Consider the following 23,239-nt stretch of genomic DNA (forward strand, 5'->3'; position numbering starts at 1 on the left):
GTACTTCGTTCAGTTGGAGGTTTGGGTGTTTAACCGTTTTTCGCATTTATCGTGAAACGCTTTCGCGTTTCGTGCGCCTTAGCCGCTTCACTTACGCCTCCGGGGCCTCCGCTTGCTGGGTGCGCTGCATGCCGGCGGCCCGGCCCACTTGCCGAGAGTAATAGGGACCATCTTGCGGCTGGCCTCGTCGATACATCTCGTCGCCGAGCATCCCTGCCGAGCCCATCGCGCCGCCCGCCTCCGGACGTGCGGTACTCGTACGCGTCGAGGATCAGCTCGGCGTGGTCGTAGTCACTCCTGCGGGGGCAGAAGACCTCGTTGGCCGCGTCGACCTGGCCGTGCAGCACCCACTTGCCGTCGAAGCCCAGGGCGGCGGCGCGGCTGCGACCTCCCGGAAGCCGTCCACGTTCTTGATCTGGAGGTAGGGGCCGTCCGATCGCCTGGAGGGTCGTTCGCGCGGGCCGCCATCAGGATCTTCGTCAGGGATGTAGTGGTAGGCGTCCGCGCCGTGGCCAGGGCGGCTGCTCGCCGACGACCAGAAGGGACTTCATGTTGATGGAGGCCACTGAAGTCGGCCGGGCCGAGAGATGATCGTCTCGCGCGCGCGGGAGCGCCTCGGCGATCGCGTTCACGTTGTTTCAGGCCCTGCGCGTTCTCGATCTGCGCCTCGATGCCGATCTTGCCGACCTCGGAAGCCCATCGTCTTCTCGATCTGCGTGAGCAGCGGGTCAGGGCGACGACCTGGTCGGCCGTCTGGACCTTCGGCAGCATGATGCGGTCGAGGTTCTGGCCGGCGCCCTCCACGACAGATCACGACGTCGCGAGTAGGTCCGCTCGGTCGTCCAGTCGTTGACCCGCGACGCGCGTCTTGCCCGTCCGAGTCACCCTCGTTGAGGGAACTTGACGATGGTGTGCCGGCGGGCACTCCGGCGGCCAGCGGGGCGCAGGCGTCCTCAGGGTCCAAGGAAGGCCTGGTCGGCGGCCAGGCCCTGGGCCTTCTCCCAGGAAGCGCGGATTGCTGCCCGGGACGGCGAGACAGGAGCGGCGCGGCCAGAGAGGCAGGTTGACAGAGCTGGTCGTGCGACCTCCAACGGGTCGAGGATTTGTTCGCTTTCGGATCTCGTCGACGATACGGCCGATGATCTCCGTGGTGCCAGAGGATCCTTGGGGGGTGGAGACGGCGGCCACACCCGCCCGCTTCAGGTCCTCGGCGTCTGCATTCGGAATGATGCGCTCCGACGATCACCGGGATGTCGCGCCCGCCTCCCGCGCAGCCGGTCCGAGGACGCGTCCGGCGCAGCTCGGCGATGCGGCCGGACGGGATCGACCAAGGCCGACGCAGTGCACGTCCTCACGGCGAGCACGCGGCGGACACGATCTGCTCGAGTGAGCCGGATGCCCTGGTGGGCCACCTCGAACCCGGCGTCGCGGGCCCGCACTGGCGATCTGCTCGGCGCCACGTTCGAGTGGCCGTCCAGGCCCGGCTTGCCGACCGGCAGACGCAGCCGGCCGCCGGTTACGTCGCGGTGCCGGCCGGACCTTCCTCGCGAGAGGACGAAGGGCGAGCGGCGTGCCCTCCTCCGGCGGTCACCGCGACCGGCGCCGACGAGACGCCGTGGGCGCCGGAGCTCGCCGAACACCTCGCGCAGCGCCTCCGACCACTCGCCGGTCGTGACGCCGGCGCGGGCGCACTCGAGTGGCCTCCATGAGGTTCTCGGTTGCCCGCGAAGCGGCGGCCTCCCTAATGAGCGCTCCAGGGCCTGGCCGAAGTGGTCGGGTAGTGGAACGGGTCATATGCCCATGCCCCTGCCGGTCGCTCGACTCCTGGCGCGTGGTGCGCCAGTCGCCGGTGGCCCCGACGACCTTCGCCTCGACCTGGTGGTCCTGCGTCATGATCGCGGCGTCCCGGGTCGGCGGTGAGCGAAGTTCGGCTCGGTCGACTCGTAGATGTTCACGCCGACGATCTTCTCGTCGCCGCCCTCGATCCGGGCGCGGCGCTCGGCGTCGCAGGAGACGAGCTGCGACTTGCGTAGCCGGACTCGACGGCGGCCATCGCGCCGCCCATCTCCTGGATCGGTCGATCTCCGCGAGGGAATCGGCGACGAGCTCGTCGACCTTCTTCTCGATGACGTGCGAGCCCGCGAAGATGTCCTCGTACTCCAGCAGGTCGCTCTCGTGCGCCAGGACCTGCTGGATGCGCAGTGACCACTGCTGGTCCCCAGGGGCGGGGCAGGCCCAACGCCTCGTTCCAGGCGGGCAGTTGGACGGCCCGGGCGCGCGTCCTTCGACAGCGTCACGGCCAGCATCACGGCACGATCCGCTGGACGTTGTTCTCCGGCGGCTGCGCCTCGGTCCGGAGCCAGACAGCGAGTTTCGCCTGCACGCCGTACCGGAAACGGCGCTGCTTCGAGGTTCTCGATGCCGTACCGCTCGCGCGTGAGTCTGAGTCCCAGATCCGCCCGAGACGCGCCCGCTATCTTGCACATCTCCTCCGTGATGGCTGGACGCGCGTTCCCAGAAAGAAAGAGAGATGCGGGCCTGACGTCCCCAGACTTCTCGGCGGGGACCTGCCCTGAGGAGAGATCGCCCGTGCGGCATCGAGAGGAACCGCGATGGCGGTGAAAGACATCGCGTGCGATCTCCTGTGAACCGGAGTGGCCCCCCGCCTCCCTGAAGGTGGTACGAGCAGATGTTGATCGGGTTCCACTTACGATGTGGGACACCGTGGCAGGCGATCGCGCTGTCGGTCGTCAGACGCAGCGAGGGAGCCCGGCTTGAAAGACGTGCGTCCCCGCGACAGGTACTCGCTTCACGATGTCGTTCTGCGTCGTGCCCTGGAGCGTCGCGATGTCCGCGCCCTGCTCCTCCGCGACGACCTGGTAGAGCGCCAGAAGCCCACATGGCGGTGGCGTTGATGAATGAGTCGCTCGGGTGTTCATCTGCTCCAGGGGGATGTCCTGGAACAGGCGCCGCATGTCACCGAGATGGGAGACGACGCCGACCCGGCCGACCTCGCCGCGGGCGAGCGACCGCGGCCGGGTCGTACCCGGTCTGGCCGGCAGGTCGAGGCGACCGACGGCCCGTCTGCCTTGGCGAGGTTGCGCCGCGCACGAGCCTCGCTGGAGCCTCCCGCCGTGGGAGTGACCGGCGGTAGGTCCGCATCAGCCACGGCCGGTCCTTCTGACGCTCAGTCGCCCAGGCCGCTGCTCCTCTGGGGTGTTCAGACGCTGCGGGAAGCGGAGGATGGTACGCCGATAGATGCTGGGCGCGCTTCTCGTGGTCGCGCACGCCCAGGCCCTCGCGGCGAGCGCAGACGCCGACCTTGCCCTGGGTGGAGGTTGCGGTGCACGTCGTAGGCCGCCTGCCCGACCGTCCTCCTGTGGAGCAGACCTTGGAGAGCGTCGGCGTGTGGATCTTGCCCTTGGCGATCAGGCGGTTGGCCTCCCGCGCCTCGCGGTAGTTGGCGAAGTGCGAGCCGATGATGCGCTTCAGCGACATCCACAGGTAGCGGTTGTCGTACTCGTGCACGTAGCCCGAGTGTCCGAGGCGCAGGTGGTGATGGTGCCGCCCTTGCAGGTGACGTAGACCGAGGCGCCGAAGGTCTCTCGCGGCCGTGCCTCGAAGCACGATGTCGATGTCCTCCGCCGCCGGTGAACTCCGCGGATGCGCTTCGCCGAAGCGCTTTCCTCACTACGCTGGGGTCCTGGGTGCGCTCGTCCTTCCAGAACTTGCTTGGCCCTCGGCGTTTGCGGTCGCGATGACCGCTTCGGCGCGCCCATGGACCGGCAGATGTCGGCCTTCCTCGAGGAGACGCGACACAGATCAGCTGGCGCCGCCGGCCGGCGCGAGACTGCGTGGCGTACGAGCCGAGGCCGCCGGAGGCGCAGATGAGGACGTTGTCGCCCCGCTTCATGCGTCGGCGCCGTTGCGCGAGACCAGCTGGCGGTAGGCGGTGGAGTTCACCAGACCAGAGCGGCGGCCTCTCCCAGCCGAGGTGGTCCGGCTTCGGCATCCAGCTGGTTGGACTTAGGCGAGGCGCGATCTCGGCGAGACCGCCGAAGTTCGTCTCGAAAGCTCCCAGATGCGCTGCTCGGGGTCGAGCATCGTGTCGTTGTGGCCGTCGCTCGACTCCAGCTCGACGCTGAGGCAGTGCGCGACGACCTCGTCGCCCGGGTTCCAGGCGTTCACGCCGGGGCCGGTGCGCAGCACGACGCCCGCCAGGTCGGAGCCGATGATGGTACGGCAGGTCGTGGCGCTTGGTCGACTCGCTGAGCCGGCCGTAGCGCTCCAGGAACCCGAAGGTCGACAGCGGCTCGAAGATCGAGGTCCAGACCGAGTTGTAGTTGACCGAGGAGGCCATCACGGCCACTCAGGGCCTCGCCCCGACCGAGCTCGGGCACCGGCACGTCGTCCAGGGTGGATCGACTTGCGGGGGTCCTTCGCGGGACTCCGAGCCCTGCAGACATCTCCGTCTCGTCCTTGTGCACGGTGATCGCGCGGTACGAGTCGGGAGCGGCAGGGGCGGCGAAGTCGGCAGACGTGGCGGTCTGCGACTGATCGCGTCCAGGATGTCCTTCACGGTGGATGCTCCGGCAGTGAGCGTCTTGAGGGGAACGCTGAGTCGGGTGCGGCTGCAGGGGAACTGAGGTGTGCCAAGAGTCGGTTCGGCGGATGGTGCTGTGGCAGCGCTTGGTGTGGCGCTTGGAAGGTTGCCTGCGATCGCAGGCGTCGCGCACGGGTCACGGTCTGTCGCGGGCTCGTGACAGCCGCTGTGCGGAAGTTCTCTGCACGCCGGCCGCCCGACACCTTGGCAACGTATGGCACACCGTGACAGCTGGGCAAGGCACTGCGTGCCATTGGTTGCGCTCAGATGAAATCATCTTTACGGTTCCAGGCGAGCGATGATCGATCATCCGTGGTCAGAGGGTTTCTGACCGTCACAAGGGGATCACCGATGATCGATCACTGAGGGTCGGGGAAGGCGGGTGGGGCGCAGGAGAAGCGCGCGCTTGACGTGGCACGCAGTGCCACGTCGTTGCCCGCGTGAACCGTTCTCAGGTCTGTACGAGTGAGAGGTCGTCCACCCTGATCGTTCCCCACCGCCGGGAGGGACAGGCCGAAACTGATCGCCGTGCTGCCCGACAGGACGGCCGGCGTCGTGAACACCGCGTGCTGCCAGACCGACGCGACGGTGCGTACGCCGGTGAGCCCGTCCAGTACGCCCAGGCGCCGGTGCCCCCGCAGGGCCACGCTGATCTTCACCGGAGCGCCGGCCGGCCAGCTGCCCTTGAACCGCAGGCCGCAGCGTAGCTGCGGCCCGCGGTGACGGCCGGGGCGCAGGCGCCGGTGTCCCCTGACGGGTGACGAGCTTGCGGTCGCCGTCCGTGCAGGAGGTGACGTCGACTCTCTGCGCGCGTGAGCCGGTGCGGGCGTCCGTCGTGTACGTCGAGGTACGTACGTTGGTGCCGGCCGCCCCAGCTGGAAGCAGGTCGGCGCCGCCCGACGACACGCCTCCAGGGAGGCGTTCTGGAGCGTCGAGGTGCCGGACCCGGACGCCGGGCCGCGGCGGACCGAAGCGTCGACCGCGGCGTCGACCGCCGATGCAAAGCCGCGGGCGGCGAGCCAGTCCAGGAAGGCGTCCAGAGTGCGGGCGTCGTCGCGCCAGGTGGGCTCGCAGCCGTTGCACACGTGATGGCGGACGATCGGCACAGCCGCCACCGTTCGCCTCCGCCCGGGTCACGTAACACTGCAGCGTGGCCAAGCTGGCCTGAGGTGGTCACCGAGTCGCCTCGTGCGGACCGCGTGTACGGGTTCCGCGGGACCGCCGTCGCGTACGGACACCCGCCGCCGCACGACCCAGGAGGGTGACCAGGCCGCCCACGTCGCGCGCGCCGAGTTGTAGCCGCAGTCGGCGACGCAGCCCTGCGGCCGCCGTGTCGGCGCCGAAGGGGTAGGCGAAGTTCTTGACGCTCAGACCGAGAGCTTCAGCAGGGCCGCCGGTCGCTGCAGCATCTCGCGCGGCGCTGGTCGTCGGGGCTCAGGTCCGGCAGCCGGGCGTGGGTGGCGGTGTGCCCGCCGACTCTCCCCGTCCGCCGGCCGCGAGTTGCTTCACCTGAAGGCGGCTGTCTCAGATGCCACGGCGTCACCGAGGCGGTCGCTGTTCACGTGGAACGTGGCCTTCATGCCGTGGTCGTCCGAGGATCGGCTTCTACGGTGGTGAAGTGGTCGGCGGTCCCGTCGTCGAACGTGAGGTGAGCGGTCACCGGCGGGGCCGCGTGGGCGGCGGTGGCCGCGGGGACCAGGACGGCCGCGAGAGCGGCCAGGGACGGCGAGTGCGGCGAGCTTGGCCCGCGCGGGTAGGTGTCGTACCTTGTCATGGCGAGTTGGACGCCTCTTTCTCCGGATGTGTTCGATGGGGTGGGACGGGTGAGGACGGCGCTGCCCGGACGGCGCGCGCCCCGGCGGACGGCCTACCGGGCCGCCCCACGCCACGAAGCCTGCGAACAGGAACTCCGTATTTGTCGCCCCGGATGCCGACCGCCCCGGGCCGCCAGCTCCCGGGCTCGTCAGTCCAACGACGTCGAGCACACGGCGGCCCGCCAGATCGAGGGTGAGAGGCGGACGCGGCCGTCGGCGGGGGTGCCGGCCGAGGTGCTCACCGGGTACCAACTCCCCATCGGGGCAGGCGCACGGGCGTGCGCCAGCTGGTGACGTACGATGCCGCCGTTCGACGTGCCGCCCCGCGCGTCTTGCGCTCTTCACCGCGACCTCGCCGTCCCGGCGTGCCACGCTCACCGCGTACGTCTCCCTGCTCGCTGTGGAAGCGCAGCCAGATGTGCACCCCCGTCGTACCGCCGCGACGGGGTGCGCCCCGTCGTCGTCCATCCGCTGCACGCGCAGCCGCAGCCGACACCGTCGTCCGGCCCGAAGTCCCTTCTGCGGCTGGCGAGCACGGAACACCGCCGAGTCCGATGCCGGTGGCCGAGCGCGCGCGTCCGGGCCGTCGCCGCCGGGCACGCCGGTCCAGCCCCGCGCCGTCCCGCCGAACGGCGAGCCGCTCGTCATGGTCCAGTCGGGGAGTGGCGGACGTGCGCCCGTGGTGGTGCCAGCACGCGAACTCATTGCGACCAGGCCCTGCTGGGAAGCGGGGCGGAACGCCCCGATCCCCGTGTCGCCGCCGGACAGACCGAACGCCATCAGCGGGGCCGCGATCAGTGCGAGCGCCGCCGCGATCAGCCGCCCACCGCCGCGGGCCAACGGCGTACCAGCGGCGGCACCCTCCGCTGGTGTGCCCGCCGGGCCCGGTCAGCAGCGACGCCGCGTCGAGACCTGGGCCACGGCTGCAGCGACGCGACCCCGGTACGCGCTCCATGGCGCGATGCCGCCCGTGCCGCCGTACGCCCCGGGACCTCCAGGGCGGACGTGCCCGGCCACCCGCACCAGCGTGACGTCGAAGGCCGCACCGTGATGGTCACGGTCCGCCGGTCCGCCCGCGCGAAGGCTTGCGCGACGTCACCCGCCACCCTGTCCGGTCCCACGTCAGCACCGAGTACAGCCCTTCGACATCCGGACGGTGAGCTGTTCGCAGGCGCGCGCCCGCACGGTCACACTGGCGTGCAGCCTCGCTCCGGTCAGTCCGGTGACCGTCGCGCACCGGCGTGTAGTCCCGTCCACCTCCTGCTGTGCCGTCGTACGCGGCAGCCCGACCATCCGCGGGTGCCGACCGGCTGCACCCGGCCCCCGCCGACCACGACCGCGGAACGCGTCCAGCCCAGCGCCGGTGCGGCGCTTCCGCTCTCAGCCACGGCCCGACGCCGTCGAAGCGCGCGCCCGGGTCGCGTCGCGGCGGTCAGAGGCGAGTCGCACCCGGCCGACCGCGGGCCAGTCCGGCACGCCCCGCCGGGACAGGATGAGGGCGATGCCGCGCCGGTGCCCGCAGGGCCCCGCCACGCGTGCTGCGTGGACACCTGCGCCGTCCCGTCCACGGTCACCGTCGTGCGGGCCCCGGCCGCGCGCACCCGCACCGTGTGCCGGGCGCCGGGCAGCAGCTGACGCTCCGCCGCCACTGACTGTCCGAGCACCAGTTGGAGCCTGTCGTACGAGACGCGCGCCGCCACCTGCGCGGGCGAACCCACCCGGGCGGACACGCTGACGCCGCCACCGCGCGGATCGAGCGCCCGTACGTCGGCGGTCACCATGTAGTGGTCCCCAGTCGGCGGACCCGTACGCGCGTAGGCCGCGTACCGGTAGGCCACTGCGCGGGTGGGGGCCCTTGCCGGTGAGGAAGCGCAGGTCGGTCAGGGGCTTCCGGTCGTGCCGTCCAGCGCTGCGGCGCCCGCAGCGGATCCCCGGTCGCGGGCACCGGCGTACGGGCCGTGACCTGCCGCAGCAGCGCATCTCGCTGTGGTGTCCAGCGAAGACCTCGAGGCGCTGGTACTGCTGGGCGACCGTGAGCGCCGGCCGACCGGCTGCGCGGTGCCCGTCTTGTCCGAGAGGGCCGCGAGCGAAGAGGCGGTTGAGCAGATCGTGGACGTAGGCGGAGGCATGGTCGCCGGGGCGCGCGTTCTCCGAGAACGGGTACGCGAACAGCCGCGGCGTCGCCAGCCCGTGCCCCTGAACTCCTTCAGGGGACGTGTCGAGGTCCGCGCGCACCCCGCTGTCGTAGCGCGCCTGCGACTCCGGCCGCCCGGTGGAGGGCCAGGTAGCGGCGGTTGATCAGCAGCGAGCCGGTCTCGCCGTCCGGGCCCGATGCGGCTGCGGGTGTGTGCAGGTCGTGGGTGTGGTTCTGGAAGTCCCAGCGGCCGGGAGAGTTGTCCATCCGGTCGACTTCCCGCCAGGACGGGTGGTAGGGCCGCTTCACCGAGACCTCGCCGGTTTGATCAGGAACGACACGGCGTGCATGCGGTGGCGGGCGGGATGATGCGGTCCGCGTAGGTCCACAGGCCGTGCGTGCGTCGTCGAAGGTGAGCAGGACCGAGCACGGCTTTCGGGCCGCCGAGCAGGTACCTCTGGAACTCGTCGACGGTGGCGAGCGTGCGGTGCGCCGGCCGCCGACGACCGCTCTCTGCCGTTCGAAGGCCTGGGGGCCGACGACGTACTGCTCGGACTGCCGCTTCGCGATGTCGTGGTGAGTGAGCACGACGGGCGCGGCCACTCGGGCAGCCCGGCCGCCATGCCCACTCCAGCGCTCCCGTGCCGCCCCGTCGACCGGAGCGGCCGAGGTGTCCTCCTGCCGCGTCACGAACCGCTGGTACCGGTACAGCCGCCAGGGCGCCAGGGCGGCACGGCCAGCACGACCACGGTGGCGCGTCAGGACGACCCCGCACCCGCGCCGTGCGACCCGCACCGTCCACCCGGGGTGCGCGTCGATGAAGGCCATGGCGGCCAGCTCCCCGGGTGAGGACCAGGTACACGGGCGCGACGAGCGCCGCCGTGAGCGCTGCAGCCGTGATCCGGCCCGCGCGCACCGGCTGCCTCATGACCGACTCCTCGACCACACGCCGCGCCGGATCGTGAGCGGCGAAGAGTACGGCAGCAGCGCACGACAGCAGCGACGACAGCAGGCTCATCAGCGGCCGGCAGCGCCAGTTCGCGTCCCCGGGTTGTCGACCTTGAAGGCGAGCCCCAGACCGTGCCCTTGAGGATGATCCCCGCGAGATACAGGCCCAGGTCAGGAACCACAGCCCGTGGTGCGGCGCCCAGACCAGGTGGCGTGCGGCCATCAGGGGCGCGCACAGCACCCCAGCACGTGCCCGTAGAAGAGGACGGCGGGTCCGAGTCCCCTGCGCCATGAATGTCCCGGTGAAGAAAAGAGATTACGGATGAAACTCTTCTTCCAGCGCACTTGCTGCCGCATGAGCGGTTAGTATCGTGCGGGTACCGTCGTCCACACTCTCGCCGATTGCACATAGCCATTGCTGCCCTACAGCAGTTCAGGGTGGTCGGCTAGCTTTGACGAAGGGCGAGTCGAATATCGCTTCTTCAATTTCCGGCCTTTCAGCACTGTCCGAGAACATATCCCGTCAGTTGTCGGTCGGTGGCGAAGCGGAATTCGCCGCCAGCCGGTCGCCCGCCCCACGCAGAGATAGTTGTAGATGGCGTCGCGGCGGAACGGCGAGCGGTCCCGACACGCGACACCGAGCCGAAGGTGGCCTCCGCCGCCTTCGCGACTCTGAACTGCCCCTCGTACCAGACGTCTTGCGTGCGGGGAGAGCAGTGAGTCGCGTCGGGGTTGAGGGCGCGGGCGTGGCACTGACCGCGCCAGCTCGGGTGGTGCACCAGCGCCGTGACGCGCAGCGCTGCGGGCGTCGGGCGCCAGCGGGCGCAGTCGGAGTCGGTGAACGCGATGACCTCGCCCGTGGCCTGCTCGGCGGCCTTCACCAGAGCGTGCTTCTTGCCGACGTTCTCCTCAAGTAGAGGACCTTCAGCGGTAGTTCGCGCTCCAGCCGTAGGATCACGCGCGTGCCGTCCTCGGACGCGTCGTCCACGACGACGACTTCCGTCGAATTGATCGCTTCCGGCCATCGAGCGCACGCACTCCTCGATGCCCTCCTCCTCGTCCTTCGCGGCCACCAGAAAGCTGACCCGCGGGACGTCGGGCAGCGCGGGAACCGGTCGAGGCGGCGGGGGGCGGTGGTGCGGTGCGCGACGGGTCGTCGTAGCGGCGTAGGCGATGAACAGCATCGCGATCGTACCGGTAGGACCGTGAACCCGTAGCCGAGCAGCAGCGGTGCCGCTGCACCAGGCGCGGCGCCTCGCGCCAGCCCTGAGCAGCGCGGCGGCAGCTACGATCACCACGACCGAGCCCGCCGTGCACTGCCTGCCGCACGCCCGGGTCCGCCGGTCCCGCAGAAGCGAGCAGGCGGCCGCGGACCGGCGTCCCGGAACCGCCCGCGCGCGCGGCGGGAGCGAGGGTGAGGGTGCGGTCGTCACGGGCGGCAGGGGCGCCGCCCACGGATCGGGGAGGGCTCCGTCTCAGGCTCATACGACCGCCCTGCAGCTTGAAGTCCTGCAGCCGGTACGTGGTGTCCAGGACCGGCACCCGGTCGGGGATCCCAGACAGGTCCTGAAGCGGCTGCACAGGTGGATCAGGACCAGGTCCCAGGGCAGTTCGCGGGGTTCGTCACCGCCTTCAACGGCTGCCCCTCGACGGTCAGTTCGGGCACCAGTGGATCCGCGTACGCCACCTGGCGCCGGCCGTGCGCAGCCCGGCCAGGATCTCCACCGGCAGCGACTCGCGCACATCGGCGACCGCGGGCTTGTAGGCGACGCCCACGATCAGAGATCGAGACGCGCAGCGCCGTCCCAGCGTCGGCGGGACCTCGCAGGCCCGCCGTGCCTGGTGGGGGCGGGTCGCGATGGCGGTCGTCGCGGTGTCGATCAGCGGCGAGGCGACCCGCCGCTCACGCAGCTGCCACAGCAGGTGGTGCGGGTCGCACGAATGCGGTGCCCGCCGACGCCGGGCCCCAGGGAAGAACGGCATGAACCCGTACGGCTTCGTCGCCGCGGCCTCGATGACCTCGATGGCCTCAGGCCCCAACTCTCCCGCAGATGGTGGCGAATTCATTGGCCAGGGCGATGTTCGCCGCCCGGAAGGGTGTTCTCAGGAGCTTGGTCATCTCCGCCGCCTCCGGCGAAGGACCTCGTGCACCCGAGGGCACCGGTGCGCCAGCAGCATGTCCGCCGCGCGCCGGTGCACTCGGGCTCACCGCCGATCACCCGGGGTGTGGTGTCCCTGCGTGTGCGCGCGGCGTTGCCCGGGTCGATCCGCTCCGAAAGCGCCGTACCGCCACGCACACGTCCTGCGGCACGGCCAGGCCCCGCTCGGCGAGCGGGCGGGCGGCAGGTCGCGGGTGGTGCCCGCGCGGCTGGTCGAGGTCGGGACGATGGCCTGCCGGCGCGGCGCCTGCTCGACCGCGGAGCGTACGCGCCCTCCAGGGCCCGCAGGTCCGGCACGAGATGGTCGTCGACCGGCGTCGGTACGCAGATCAACACGGTTTCGGCGGCCCCGCAGTTCGGTTCGGATCCGACGTCAACAGAGAGCGCTGGCTGGGTGGTTGACGGCGCAGGCGCGCATGGTCGGTGGGCAGCAGATCCACGTCGTACGCGCGGATCGCGGCGAGCCGTCGCGCGTCGGCGACGCCGATCGCGCGCGCAGGTCGAGGCAGGGCGGCGCTGGTCGGCAGGCCGACATACCAGAGTCCGATGATGCCTACGACCGGCGTCGCGGCATGCGTGAATCGCTCTTCTGAAGCACCCACTGAAGTCCCCTGATCCCCGGTCCCCCGATATCCGGTCTCCCCCTGGATCGCGGATATGGACGCCGCGGACGCGAATCGGTCGGATTGGCTCAAAGCGCGTCAGCATGCCACAGGGTTCAGTGCACCGGGGAGATACCGAATAGGTTCGTACAGCTGCGGTGGATGGGGTGGACAATCAGTCGGGCACGCAGGGCGAACCACCGCACTGCACGTGGCCGGTCATCGGTCCTGGAAGTCCCCTGCCGGTTGCGAATTTCCGGCTACCGGCTATGGGGCGAGGGAGCTGGTTTACCGATTCACCGATTCCTGAGGGGCTTCCTCGATCGTCCGCATCACTTCCGCCAGCGGCGCGATCCGTGCGGGCCACGGTCACCAGCACCTCATCGGTGTGCGACACCTGCGCGGCGGGGGCCGGTGCGGCGGGCGTGCGGCCCGCACCGATGCCGGTGCCGAACGTGCGCCACACGATGGCGAAAGGCGTGGTCCAGCTGGCTCTCCACATCGCCCTGGCCGCCGGCCGCAGCCAGCGATCGCAGCACGTGGTTGTGGGCGGTCACGACGCTGCCGGACGCGGCGACCTCGGCAGGCGCAGCGGGTCGTCGACGCCGTCACGTGTGGTGGGCCTGCTCGTCGAAGTGGCCCAGGAGGTAGCGAGAGAGAGAGGCGCTCGTGGCGGGAGACCGAGGCGAGTCTCGGCCACGGCGCGGCGATCGGCACCTCGCGGGTGAGCTGGTGGCGCACACGGCCACGCGGGCGAGCCCGCGTACATCTTCATGACTTCCTTGATGCCGCGGCACACCGTGTCCAGCGGGTGCTCGAGCGGCGGCGCCGCGTTCAGCACGACCTCGGCGCGCACCAGGGTGTCGTCGTGGTCCGGGAAAGATCGCCTGCTTCCTTGGAGCGGAAGTGCCGGAAGAGGTGCGGCGGGCGAGCGCCGGCCCGCGCGACGGTCTCGTCGACCGTCGTCGCCTCGTACCCCTTCAGTGGCGAACAGCTCCATCGCCGCGGCCGCGAGCTCGCGGCGCATCTTGAGCCGCTGGGCCGCGCACGCTGCTCGCGGCGCTCTCGGGCGCGTCGAGGAGGCACCGGAGGCGCCGGTCGTGGCGGGTGTACGGGAGGACTGGTCGGCCTGGGAAACGGGCGTCATGCCCCCGAACGTACTGCATGTACGTTCCAAGTCGCTCCCGGTAAGCGGGCCGCCCGATGCTCGAGCAGCCCGCCCAGCCGGCTCCGGCCTCCGTACCCGGCTCAGCGCCGGGCATATTCGCGGAAAGCCACGGCCATCTTGCGGCCGAGGCAGCCCACGGCCACCAGGTGTTCGAGCAGCGGTGCGGTGCGAGTCGCGAGGCTCTGACGGTGCAGCACCTTCTCGATGGCGAGGAGGCGTCACACCACGTCGAGGAGTTCGAACGGGCCCATCCGGATAGCCGCCGCCCGAGCTTCATCGCGGCGTCGATGTCATCGAGCGACGCGTAGTGCTCCTGGACCATCTTGACCGCGTTGTTCAGGTACGGGAACAGCAACGCGTTCACGATGAACCCGGCGCGGTCGCAGTCGACCGGGTGCTTGCGCACCGTGAGGGTCGAATCGCGGACGGTGGCGTGCACGTCGTCGGAGGTCAGCACGGTCCGCACGACCTCAGGCGAGCTTTCATCGCGCCGCCGGGTTGAAGAGTGCATCCCGATGACGTCCTGCGGCCGCGAGGTGGCGCGGGCGCGAGGCGACGGCTGGCGGCAGCGAGGACGCGTGGTCGTCGCCAGGATCGCGCGGCTTGCAGATCTTGTCGGGCGTCGCGAAGAGCTGCTGCCGATCTCAGGTCCTCGGCAGGCGGCCTCCGAGGCGAGGTCGACGTCGGCAGAGAAACGTCGTACGAACCGGCCGGAAAGGTGATCAGGGCGGCGCGGCCTCGGCGGCCTCCCGCCTTCATCCGGCCGCTCGCTCGACAGAACGCTGGAGCGACGTGCCGGTGCGGGCGCTCGGCCTGCTGCGCCTTCTCGCTCCTCGCTGCGGGCCGCAGGCACCGACCTGGTAGCCGGCGCTTCGCGACCTCGGCGATCCCGGAGGCCGCGGGTCCCCGGGCCCGCGACACCCACCGAGGCGGACTGGTGCGCAGCGGGGCGGCGAGGGCGTCGGCCAGCGGCGTCAGCGCGTCCCAGCACCACCACGGAACTGCCCGGCGCTCTGTACGAGTAGAAGCCGCGCGGCCCGCCTTTGCGCCCGGTCAGGGCCCGCCTCTGCTGAGCTGCAACGAGGGATCGGGGCGCGTGCGAGCGGTCGTGCGACTCGGCGTGCATGGCGTCGAGGACCGGTGCGGGCCGTGTCGAGTGCCGATCCAGGTCACGAGAAGCCACGGGCACGAGCGGCCCCATGCGGCCCGCAGCCCAGCTTCATCGCGGCGTCGATGTCCTCGCGCGCGAGGCGTGCTTGGCCTCGCGTGTCCTGGCGGCGGCTGGTTCGGTAGCCGAGAGCAGGCTCGTGCGGCGACGGATCCGGGCCGGTCGCCGACCGCGACGGGCTCCTTGCCCAGCTCGATCGCGAGATCGGTGACGGCGGCGACGGCGGTCGGCGCGGTCAGCACGCTGGAGACTGACCTCGACGGAAAGCTTCATCGCCGGGGCCGGGTTGAAGAAGTGCAGTCCGAGGACGCGCTCGGCCGGCCGTGCCGAGTCGGCGGCGAGCCGGGTCACGGACGAACGCGTTGGTGCGCCGGTCGCGAGGACGGTCCCGGGCCGCACGGTGTCGCCCAGGGCTGCGGAAGATCTGCTGCCCGATCTCGCACGACTCAGGGGCGACCTCGGTCACGAGGTCCGCGTCGGCCGCGGCCTGCCTGCAGGTCCCGTGAACGTACGGAACCGGGCCAGCAGGTCCGGCCCGCTGCTGTTCGGTGAGGAGTGCTCGCGCGGCGCACCGCGCGCTCGTGCGCGCGCCTCCAGGGACGCGACGGCCTGCGCGGTGGCGACCTCGCTGATGTCGATGCCGATGACCTCGCGGCCGGCGCGGGCGAGCACTTCGGCGATGCCGGTGCCCATCGTGCCGAGGCCGACGACGGCGGCGGTGGTGAGAGAGGAAGCAGGCGACGACGACGGCGACGGGGACGGGGAGCGATCCATCCGACTCCAGGAGCGTGACGACCGAGGGCGCGCGCGACGCCAGGTATGCCGACGTGGGCCCGTGGCGTACGAATTGAGCGCGCTGCCGCTGATGGTGAATCGAGCCCGGCCCTGGCCGCAAGCCGTCGATACTGGACCGACTGACACTCCGGGCGGCTGCGTCACCAGGCCACCGGGAGCGCTGTGCTGCGGAGTATGTCCCGCTCACCTGAGCTGACCGCCGGGTAACGAGCGCGCCAGCCCTTGTCGTTGGCCAGTCTCTCTGTGATCTACGTCCGCCGCAGGCTACGGCGCGAATCTACCCTCGACGTCATGGACGAAGAGCGAACCGCGGTGACAGAGCGCATCCGGAAAGGAATCCGGCGGGACGCCACTACGCCTTCCGAAGCTCGCGAAGCGACGGACGACCGCGATGATCTGGCAGGCCGTGCTGACGGCGCCGGAACAGCCCCTGTGGGCCCGCGAAGTTGGCCGCGTACCGGCTCGGCCTGGCGGGGACCGCCGGGCCTTCGAGTCCCTCGTCGCTCCTCCTCAGCCACCGGGACGGCCCGGAGCGCTGCGGCGGCGGCCCGGGCCTGGCGCTGAACGACCCCCGGACCGCCCGTGCCGCGGCGGCCTGGCCACGAGCTGAGCTGCTGTCGCGGCCGCCCTCCACCGGTCCGCCTGCTCCCGCCCGAAAGCTCCAGGGCGCCCGGATCGGCGCCGGCCCTGATCGAGACGCTGCGCCGCCGACTGGCACGACCCGTACCGCAGGTGGCTCTGCCTGCGTCCGGGGCCTCCGGCAGCCTCGCGGACCCCCCGCGCCCGCGAGGTCCTCACCTGGACGCGTGCGCCCACCCACGCCTCGCGGTGGCGGCCTCGGCGGCCCTGGCGGGAGCTGCCGGAAACCGTGAATGCGGATGTGGCGGGGCGAAGGTGCAGCGCGCGCTCCAGGGGCGCAGAGGAACTGCGACGAGCACTCCACGACGTGCCCGCACGCGGGAGCTACCGATGTGTCAGCGGCGAGAATCGGGACCCGGCAGGCCCGCGGGCGCGGCGCGTACAACTCGGCCTCGCCGGGCGGTAGGTCGCGGTCGCGGGACGGTCCAAATGGCAGGCCCAGCCGATCACCGATCCCGACCGCTCCGCGACCAGATCGCCGCCCCGACCGAACACTTCGCGCCGGCGCGCGGCGTCGAACCCACGCTTTCATCGCATCGAGGTACGTCTGCGGCATCAGTCCGGCGTACGCGAACTGCCGCCAGCGCGCGCCCGCACTTCGGCCACCGCGTCGCAGTCGTCGAGCGTCATCGGCCGGATCAGCAGCGGCGCCGCCGACGTCACCGCGGCACCACCGCGAACGCCTCGATCTCCATCAGGAACTCGGGGGCCCCACCAGGGGCCGCCACCTGGACCGCCGACGCCGCCGGCGCTGGGCCGGGTCGAGGAACTCGTCGCGGACCGTCGGACCGCGGGCATCCAGGCCATGTCCGTCGCTAGTACGTCAGCTTCACGACGTCGTCGAACCCGGCCCCGGCGGACGCGAGGCAGCGCCGCAGGTTCTCGAACACCTGGCGCGCCTGCGCGTACGGGTCGCCGCGGCCGACCAGCGCGCCCCTTCTCGTCGAGCGCGAGGCTGGCCGGACACGGCGATCAGCCGGCGTGCCCATGACCACGTGGGTGTACGCCGTGGCCGGTGCCGCAGCCGTCGGGCCGGTATGTGGGTGAGGTGAGTCGTCATGCGGTCATCCTCACCCACCCCCGTACCGCACGAGGGATCAGCCTGTACCCCAGGAGGCCGTGCAGCTCGGTGCCGTCGGAGGGACCCGTGGACGCCTTCGTCGTCAGCGGCTTCCGGGTCGGGCAGCTTGGCGCAGACCGCGTCGATCTCGCCACCGCTGCGCGGCGTCGCCGGACGCCAGATGGGCCGACAGGTACCGGGTCCAAACGGGCGTTGCCGCTGAGCGTGATGCCGTGGTTGCCGCCGCCCTGCTCGACGACCAGGCTCGAACCGCGCAGCAGCCGGTGGACCACGGCGCCGCCCTCGTACGAGGTCGCCGCGTCGTCGTGGCCCTGGAACAGCAGCACCGGCGGGACGGCGGAGTTGGCGACGTCCGTCGGGTGCAGGGACCTCGTCGGCCAGAACGCGCACGGCGCGTTGTACCGAGCGTTGTTCACGTGGAGAACGGCGCCTTCTCGTGCGCCCGCCAGTTGTCGTCGCGCCACTGGTTCCAGTCGCGCGGCCAGTGCGCGTCACGGCACTGGACGGCGGCGTAGACGCTGTACCCGTTGTCGCCGGCGTCGACCGCGGCGAAGGTCTCGTACGCCTCGACGAGCGGATCGGCGTCCCTTGTCGTTCACGTAGGCCGCGAACGCCTCGGCCAGGTGCGGCCAGTAGCCGTTGTAGTAGCCGCCGGGCAGGAACGTGTCCTCCAGTTCCGCGGCCCCGACCTTCTTCCCCGCGGGCTTCTTCGCGAGCGCGTCCCGCATCCGGTACCACGCGGCCTCGACCTTCGCGGGGTCCTTGCCGAGCCGGTACGTCGCGTCGTGCTTCGCCGCCCAGGCCAGGAACGCCTGGTGGCGGGCGTTGAAGGCGCAGTCCTGCCCCATGTTGTCCTGGTACCAGACGCCGGTCGGGTCGACGATCGAGTCCAGGACGAAGCGCCGCACCCGCTCGGGGAAGTACTTCGCGTAGACCGCGCCCAGGTACGTGCCGTAGGAGTAGCCGAAGTAGTTCAGCCGCTTCGCGCCGAGCGCCGCGCGGATCGCGTCCATGTCGCGGACCGCGCTGACCGTGTCGATGTACGGCAGGAGGTCCGCGTACTTGTCGGCGCAGCTCTGCGCGAACGCGGCCGCCCGCTTCAGGTTGGCGTCCTCGATCGCCCCGGAGGAGGGGACGCTCGGCGGGCGCACCGGCGTGAGAGTGGCCGGGCCTGCAGTCAAGGCGGGGCGGCTCGCGCCGACACCGCGCGGGTCGAAGCCGATCACGTCGTACTGCGCCGCGACCTTCGCCGGCAGGCTCGACGCGACGAGCGGCGAGGTGAGCCCGCTGCCGCCAGGGCCGCCGGGGTTCACCAGGAGCGGGCCCTGGGACGTCTTCGCCGTGTGCGGGACGCGGGAGGGGGCGAGCGTGATCTGCCGGCCGTGCGGTGCGGCGTGGTCGAGCGGCACTTTCAGCGACCCGCACTGCAGCGTCGGGTAGTCCTTCGTGCCGCACTTCTTCCAGGGAAACGGCCGTGTGCGCGGCCGGGCGGGCGCCGGCCCGGCGTCGGCGCCCACGGCCGGGGCGGTCACGACGGTGCCTGCGGCCAGGGCGGCGATGCCGCACAGGGCTACGGCGCGTTTCTTCATGAGGCCTCCCAGGACGGAGGGGGGTTCGGGGCCGTGAGTCCACGGCCCCCGGCCGCATCGTCCCCGAGCTGCGCGGAAGAATCCGTTCTGCCGGAAGTTGACCCGATTGTGCGCAACGGCCGTTCAGAGCAGGGACAGCTGGGTCGGCCCAGGTTCGGCCGGCTCGGGGGCGGCCGCCCGGACCCGGCGCGCGCGCCCCGCCCGGGAGGGCCCGATCCCGAACTCCTCGGCCAGCTCGTGCACCTGCCGGGTCACCCGCCGCTGGTACCACTTCGGGGCGTAGGCGCCCTCCGCGTACAGCCGCTCGTAGCGCCGCACCAGATACGGGTGGTGCCGGCCGAGCCACGTCATGGGAACCACTCGCGGGCCCCCGGCGCGCAGGTGCAGCACCAGCGGTGTCACCGACGTCGCGCCGGCCCTGGCCACCGCCCGCACCGTGGCCCGCAGCTGGTCCGGGTGGTCGCCGAGGAACGGGATCACCGGCGCCATCAGGACCCCGCAGCCGATCCCCGCGTCGGTCAGCGCCCGGACGACGTCGAGCCGCCGCTCGGGCGCGAGGTGCCCGGCTCGACGGTGCGCCCCAGCTCCTGGTCCACAGAAGCCGACCGAGACCGAGATGCCGACGTCCGTCACGTCGGCCGCCTGGCGCAGCAGCAGCAGGTCGCGCAGGATCAGCGTGCCCTTCGTCAGGATGCTGAACGGGTTCGCGTGCGTCGCGCAGCGCATCGATGATGCCGGGCATCAACCGGTAGCGCCCCTCGGCCCGTTGCGTAGCAGTCCACGTTCGTGCCCATCGCGATGTGGTCGCCGTGCCAGCGGCGCGAGGCGAGGTGGCCGCGCAGCAGCTGCGGCGCGTTCACCTTCACCACGATCTGGCTGTCGAAGCCGAGGCCCGTGTCGAGGTCGAGGTAGCTGTGGGTGTTGCGGGCGAAGCAGTAGACGCACGCGTGGGTGCAGCCCCGGTACGGGTTGACGGTCCACTCAGAACGGCATCCGGGACGCAGGCACCCGGTTCACGATCGACCGGGCCCGATCTCGTGGAACGTCACCCGGCGAACTCAGGGGGTGTCGACGGTGCGGCGGACCGACCGCGTCCGCGCCGAACAGCGCGGCGTCAGGCGCCCGGCCGTGGTCGGCCCTGTCGTCCGTGGGACCCCGTCGGGTCCGTGAGGTTCTCCCAGCGCATGACGCCTCCTCGGTAGCACTGGCCACACAATAGAACACATGTTCCTTGATCGTGCGGGCCGTCCGGTGATGCCCGCCAGGACCCGGATTTGTGGCAGGTACGGGGGTGGTTGGCTTTGGCGAGCCCCTGAGGAACCAAGTGCTGGAGGAAGAGTCATGGCGCAGGTCGAGGCCACCACGGAACGGGTCGTCGCCGCGAAGCCGGACGACGTGTTCGACGCCCTCGCCGACTACAACGGCACACGCGAGAAGCTGCTCCCCGAGCACTTCAGCGAGTACGAGGTCCGCGGGGCGGCGACGGCGAGGGCACCCTCGTCCACTGGAAGCTCCAGGCGACCAGCAAGCGCATCCGCGACTGCCTGCTCGAGGTGAGGCGGAGCCGACCGACAGCGAGCTCGTCGAGAAGGGACCGCAACTCCTCGATGGTGACGACGTGGCGGGTGACCCCGGCGGGCGACGGTCGGTCAGGTCGTCGTCACGACCGTGTGGGAAACGGCGCGGGCGGCATCGGCGGCTTCTTCGAGAAGACCTTCGCGCCGAAGGGGCTCGGCCGCATCTACGACGCCGTCCTCGCCAAGCTGGCCACCGAGGTCGAGAAGTGACCGCGTGGAACCGGACACGCGCACACTGATCTGCCGCTCACCGTTTCGAGTGGCTTTTTCGTTTCGCGCCGGTTGTACGCCGTAGGGGCTCCGACCGGCGCGTTCGTCGACGAAACCCGTCTCGAACAGCGAATCGTCGCGCTTGCCCCCGTTGTCGCGCAATGCGAGAAATGGGCGGCGCAAGGGGCGACGAGGGAGCTGCAGGTGGGCACGACGACGCTGGTGACCGGGGTCGGTCGGGGGCCGGTGACGGCCCCCGTGCCGGAACCGGCCACCCCGACCGGGCCCCGACGGCCCGCCGCGCCACCGCAGTTGCCCGGCGACGGACTCCAGTCCGCGGCGGGTCCGGATGGTCTTCGTCGGTCTGATGCTCGCGCTGCTGCTCGCGGCGCTGGAGCAGATGATCGTCGCCACCGCGCTGCCGAAGATCGTCGGCGAGCTGCACGGTCTCGACAAAGATGTCCTGGGCGATCACCGCCTACCTCCCTGACGTCCACCATCGGCCTGCCGATCTACGGCAAAAGCTCGGTGACCTCTTCGGCCGCAAGGGCGTCTTCCAGTTCGCGATCGTCGTCTGTCATCGGCTCCGCGCTCGCGGGCCGGGCGCAGAGCATGGACCAGCTCATCGCGTTCCGCGCCGTCCAGGGCGTCGGCGCGGGCGGCCTCATGATCGGCGTGCAGGCGATCATCGGCGACATCGTGCCGCCCGCGAACGCGGCCGCTACATGGGCCTGATCGGCGCCGCGTTCGGCCTCGCGTCGGTCGCGGGCCCGCTGCTCGGCGGCTACTTCACCGACCACCTCTCGTGGCGCTGGTGCTTCTACTTCAACGTGCCGTTCGGCCTGCTCACCCTCGCGGTCACCGCCGTCGTCCTCAAGCTCCCCTAAGCCGCAGAAGAAGGCCCGACTCGACGTCCTGGGCGCCCTGTTGCTCGCCGCGGCCTCCACCTGCCTGGTCCTGCTGACCAGTTGGGGCGGCACCGAGTACGAGTGGGGCGACCGCGTCATCATCGGGCTCGCCGCCGGAGCCGTCGTCTCGGCCGCGCTGTTCGTCCTCGCCGAGAAGCACGCCGCCGAACCGATCATCCTGCTGCGGCTGTTCCGCGACTCCGTCTTCAACCTCAGCGGCCTGGTCGGCATGGTCGTCGGCGTCGCGCTGTTCGGCGCGGCCAGCTATCTGCCGACGTTCCTGCAGATGGTCGGCGGCGCCTCGGCCACCGAGTCGGGCCTCCTGATGCTCCCGATGATGGGCGGCGTCGTCGGCGCGTCGATCGTCTCCGGACAGCTCATCAGCCACACCGGCCGCTACAAGCTCTACCCGATCCTCGGCGGCGCCCTGTCCACGCTCGGGATGTACCTCCTGTCCCGCCTCGAAGTGGACACCCCGCGCCTCGAGTACAGCGTCTACATGGCGGTGCTCGGCGCCGGCATCGGCCTGATCATGCCGGTGCTCGTGCTCGCCGTGCAGAACTCCGTGCGCGCCGCCGACCTCGGCACCGCCACCAGCGCCAACAACTACTTCCGGCAGATCGGCGGCAGCGTCGGCGCCGCGATCTTCGGCACCCTCTTCGCCGACCGGCTCGCCGACTCCCTCGCGGACCGGCTGCCGACCGGCGGCGAGCTGCCCGGACGCCGAGTCGATCACCCCGCAGCTCGTGCACGCGATGCCCGAGGCCCTGCGCGCCCCCGTACATCGAGGCGTACGCCGACGCGATGCCCCCGCATCTTCCTCTACTTGGTGCCGGTCCTGGTCCTGGGCCTGCTCGCCTTCTTCTCAGCGAGACCCCCTCTTGTCCAGCGCCGCCCCCTTCCTCGCCCTCGTCCCCGGCCGAGCACCCCGTCGTCCCGCAGCAGGAGCGGGGTGTCCTACGCCGCCGGAGTCCCGGTCTGCGGAACGGTGCAGCACTCCGACGGGACCGCCGTACCGCGTGCCGCGCTCACCCTGATCGAGCGTCGGCGGCACCCAGATCGGGCGCGGCGCCAGCGGCGAGGACGGCCGGTACGCCCTGTCGACGCCCGGCACCGGTTCGTACGTAGCTGATCGCGGCGGCCGGCGGGCACCAGCCGCAGGCCGTCACGGTGACCGTCGGCGAGCGGCCCGTCGAGCTGGACGTGGTGCTCGGCGGCGCGGGCCGGCTCGCCGGCTGCGTGCTGACCGCCGACGGAGCTCCCGTACGGGAGGCGACCGTCACGCTGACGAACGTGCACGGCGAGGTCGTCGCCACCACCCGCAGCGGACGCGAGGGCGGCTACGTCATCACCGAGCTGGTGGCGGGCGAGTACACCCTCGCGGCGAGCGCCCCCTGCGTCCCCGCCCCGCCGCGCTCCCGGTGACCGTGATGGCCTCCCGGGAGACCCGCCAGGACGTGGAGCTGGCGGGTGGCGCGGTGCTGCGGGGGACGGTGCGGGCCAGTGGCGGGCGGCCCGTGGAGGAGGCCCGGGTCTACCCTGCTCGACGCCGCGGGCAACGTCGTGGACACGCTGACCACGGGCCCCGACGGCACGTTCCGGTTCGTCGACCTGTCGTCGGGCGAGTACACGGTCATCGCGGCGGGCTACCTCCGGTCGCGACCGTGCTCCAGGTCGCGGGAGGCGGCCGTACGGAACGCGACCTCCAGCTGGGCCACGAGGACTAGCCCCGCGCCCTTACGGGGGCTCGCCCAATTCATGGGTAAGCGCCTCTCCGTTGAGCGGCGGAGCCGTACCGTGGAAGAGAGGTGGCGCGCGTCCCCCCGGCGCGCCGGGAGGGAAGG

General features: G+C 71.3%; 13 protein-coding genes and 9 pseudogenes. 6 read left to right on the forward strand and 16 right to left on the reverse strand.

What is annotated here, in order from left to right:
• Positions 1 to 291: 291 nt before the first annotated feature.
• From RBJ77_RS45475 to RBJ77_RS45490, 4 genes and pseudogenes are all read right to left on the reverse strand, one after another.
• Positions 292 to 771 (reverse strand): hypothetical protein, encoded by a 480-nt coding sequence (locus RBJ77_RS45475; RefSeq protein WP_372350339.1) that lies wholly within the window; start codon positions 769 to 771, stop codon positions 292 to 294.
• A gap of 311 nt (positions 772 to 1,082) precedes the next feature.
• Positions 1,083 to 3,162, reverse strand: a pseudogene (locus tag RBJ77_RS45480) (methylmalonyl-CoA mutase family protein); the annotation flags it as partial.
• Positions 3,163 to 3,249: 87 nt separating this feature from the next.
• Positions 3,250 to 4,579 (reverse strand): annotated as a pseudogene (gene ccrA, locus RBJ77_RS45485) (crotonyl-CoA carboxylase/reductase); the annotation flags it as partial.
• A 1,600-nt stretch (positions 4,580 to 6,179) separates the two neighbouring features.
• A complete protein-coding gene (locus RBJ77_RS45490; protein WP_372350325.1) occupies positions 6,180 to 6,377 on the reverse strand; it encodes a hypothetical protein in 198 nt (65 codons plus the stop codon).
• A gap of 1,552 nt (positions 6,378 to 7,929) precedes the next feature.
• On the opposite strand from RBJ77_RS45490, the gene RBJ77_RS45495 reads away from it, so the two are divergent.
• Positions 7,930 to 8,052, forward strand: a complete 123-nt coding sequence (locus RBJ77_RS45495) for a hypothetical protein (protein ID WP_372350326.1) — start codon at positions 7,930 to 7,932, stop codon at positions 8,050 to 8,052.
• A 571-nt stretch (positions 8,053 to 8,623) separates the two neighbouring features.
• Here the strand turns inward: RBJ77_RS45495 and RBJ77_RS45500 are convergent.
• The 6 genes and pseudogenes from RBJ77_RS45500 to RBJ77_RS45525 form a co-directional block, all read right to left on the reverse strand.
• The gene (locus tag RBJ77_RS45500) at positions 8,624 to 8,818 is read right to left on the reverse strand and encodes a hypothetical protein (protein ID WP_372350327.1); all 195 of its coding nucleotides are present in this window, start codon (positions 8,816 to 8,818) and stop codon (positions 8,624 to 8,626) included.
• A gap of 1,178 nt (positions 8,819 to 9,996) precedes the next feature.
• Positions 9,997 to 10,683 (reverse strand): glycosyltransferase family 2 protein, encoded by a 687-nt coding sequence (locus RBJ77_RS45505; RefSeq protein ID WP_372350328.1) that lies wholly within the window; start codon positions 10,681 to 10,683, stop codon positions 9,997 to 9,999.
• Positions 10,684 to 11,152: 469 nt separating this feature from the next.
• Entirely contained in the window at positions 11,153 to 11,539 is a 387-nt protein-coding gene (locus RBJ77_RS45510) for a hypothetical protein (protein ID WP_372350329.1), read from the reverse strand.
• Positions 11,529 to 11,618, reverse strand: a complete 90-nt coding sequence (locus RBJ77_RS45515) for a hypothetical protein (protein WP_372350330.1) — start codon at positions 11,616 to 11,618, stop codon at positions 11,529 to 11,531. Before RBJ77_RS45515 ends, RBJ77_RS45510 begins: the two co-directional genes overlap by 11 nt.
• A 369-nt stretch (positions 11,619 to 11,987) precedes the next feature.
• The gene (locus tag RBJ77_RS45520) at positions 11,988 to 12,260 is read right to left on the reverse strand and encodes a hypothetical protein (RefSeq protein ID WP_372350331.1); all 273 of its coding nucleotides are present in this window, start codon (positions 12,258 to 12,260) and stop codon (positions 11,988 to 11,990) included.
• A gap of 288 nt (positions 12,261 to 12,548) precedes the next feature.
• Positions 12,549 to 13,407, reverse strand: a pseudogene (locus RBJ77_RS45525) (helix-turn-helix domain-containing protein).
• 56 nt (positions 13,408 to 13,463) lie between these two features.
• Between RBJ77_RS45525 and RBJ77_RS45530 the strand changes: the two are divergent.
• Positions 13,464 to 13,736, forward strand: coding sequence for a hypothetical protein (locus RBJ77_RS45530; RefSeq protein WP_372350340.1), 273 nt, complete (start codon positions 13,464 to 13,466; stop codon positions 13,734 to 13,736).
• Between the two features lie 8 nt (positions 13,737 to 13,744).
• Here RBJ77_RS45530 and RBJ77_RS45535 read toward each other — a convergent pair.
• The 3 genes and pseudogenes from RBJ77_RS45535 to RBJ77_RS45545 form a co-directional block, all read right to left on the reverse strand.
• Positions 13,745 to 14,629: pseudogene (locus tag RBJ77_RS45535) on the reverse strand (3-hydroxyacyl-CoA dehydrogenase family protein); the annotation flags it as partial.
• A gap of 18 nt (positions 14,630 to 14,647) precedes the next feature.
• Positions 14,648 to 14,995, reverse strand: coding sequence for a 3-hydroxyacyl-CoA dehydrogenase NAD-binding domain-containing protein (locus tag RBJ77_RS45540; protein WP_372350332.1), 348 nt, complete (start codon positions 14,993 to 14,995; stop codon positions 14,648 to 14,650).
• A gap of 63 nt (positions 14,996 to 15,058) precedes the next feature.
• Positions 15,059 to 15,370 carry a 3-hydroxyacyl-CoA dehydrogenase NAD-binding domain-containing protein gene (locus tag RBJ77_RS45545; RefSeq protein ID WP_372350333.1) on the reverse strand — a complete coding sequence of 104 codons (312 nt, stop codon included), beginning with the start codon at positions 15,368 to 15,370 and terminating at the stop codon, positions 15,059 to 15,061.
• Between the two features lie 312 nt (positions 15,371 to 15,682).
• Here RBJ77_RS45545 and RBJ77_RS45550 point away from each other — a divergent pair.
• Positions 15,683 to 16,243 (forward strand): annotated as a pseudogene (locus RBJ77_RS45550) (adenylosuccinate lyase); the annotation flags it as partial.
• A 602-nt stretch (positions 16,244 to 16,845) separates the two neighbouring features.
• On the opposite strand, the gene RBJ77_RS45555 reads toward RBJ77_RS45550, so the two are convergent.
• From RBJ77_RS45555 to RBJ77_RS45565, 3 genes and pseudogenes are all read right to left on the reverse strand, one after another.
• Positions 16,846 to 17,019, reverse strand: coding sequence for a Rid family hydrolase (locus RBJ77_RS45555; RefSeq protein ID WP_372350334.1), 174 nt, complete (start codon positions 17,017 to 17,019; stop codon positions 16,846 to 16,848).
• Positions 17,020 to 17,086: 67 nt separating this feature from the next.
• Positions 17,087 to 18,700 (reverse strand): annotated as a pseudogene (locus RBJ77_RS45560) (alpha/beta hydrolase).
• A gap of 123 nt (positions 18,701 to 18,823) precedes the next feature.
• A pseudogene (locus RBJ77_RS45565) lies at positions 18,824 to 19,886 on the reverse strand (Rv2578c family radical SAM protein).
• Between the two features lie 155 nt (positions 19,887 to 20,041).
• On the opposite strand from RBJ77_RS45565, the gene RBJ77_RS45570 reads away from it, so the two are divergent.
• From RBJ77_RS45570 to RBJ77_RS45580, 3 genes and pseudogenes are all read left to right on the forward strand, one after another.
• Positions 20,042 to 20,257, forward strand: a complete 216-nt coding sequence (locus tag RBJ77_RS45570) for a hypothetical protein (RefSeq protein ID WP_372350335.1) — start codon at positions 20,042 to 20,044, stop codon at positions 20,255 to 20,257.
• Positions 20,209 to 20,487: pseudogene (locus RBJ77_RS45575) on the forward strand (SRPBCC family protein); the annotation flags it as partial. The gene RBJ77_RS45570 and the pseudogene RBJ77_RS45575, both read left to right, overlap by 49 nt.
• A gap of 331 nt (positions 20,488 to 20,818) precedes the next feature.
• Positions 20,819 to 23,122 (forward strand): annotated as a pseudogene (locus RBJ77_RS45580) (MFS transporter); the annotation flags it as partial.
• Positions 23,123 to 23,239: the final 117 nt, after the last annotated feature.

The sequence above is a fragment of the Streptomyces sp. KL116D genome (genome assembly GCF_030766975.1).
In the GTDB taxonomy this organism is placed as follows: Bacteria; Actinomycetota; Actinomycetes; order Streptomycetales; family Streptomycetaceae; genus Streptomyces; species Streptomyces longispororuber_A.

Coding starts and splice junctions, on each gene's coding strand:
- RBJ77_RS45475 (WP_372350339.1), bottom strand. CDS start 771: ATGCTGCCGAAGGTCCAGACGGCCGACCAGGTCGTCGCCCTGACCCGC.
- RBJ77_RS45490 (WP_372350325.1), bottom strand. CDS start 6,377: ATGACAAGGTACGACACCTACCCGCGCGGGCCAAGCTCGCCGCACTCG.
- RBJ77_RS45500 (WP_372350327.1), bottom strand. CDS start 8,818: ATGGACAACTCTCCCGGCCGCTGGGACTTCCAGAACCACACCCACGAC.
- RBJ77_RS45505 (WP_372350328.1), bottom strand. CDS start 10,683: ATGCTGTTCATCGCCTACGCCGCTACGACGACCCGTCGCGCACCGCAC.
- RBJ77_RS45515 (WP_372350330.1), bottom strand. CDS start 11,618: ATGACCAAGCTCCTGAGAACACCCTTCCGGGCGGCGAACATCGCCCTG.
- RBJ77_RS45530 (WP_372350340.1), top strand. CDS start 13,464: ATGCTCGAGCAGCCCGCCCAGCCGGCTCCGGCCTCCGTACCCGGCTCA.
- RBJ77_RS45545 (WP_372350333.1), bottom strand. CDS start 15,370: ATGGATCGCTCCCCGTCCCCGTCGCCGTCGTCGTCGCCTGCTTCCTCT.
- RBJ77_RS45555 (WP_372350334.1), bottom strand. CDS start 17,019: ATGGGCACGCCGGCTGATCGCCGTGTCCGGCCAGCCTCGCGCTCGACG.
- RBJ77_RS45570 (WP_372350335.1), top strand. CDS start 20,042: ATGGCGCAGGTCGAGGCCACCACGGAACGGGTCGTCGCCGCGAAGCCG.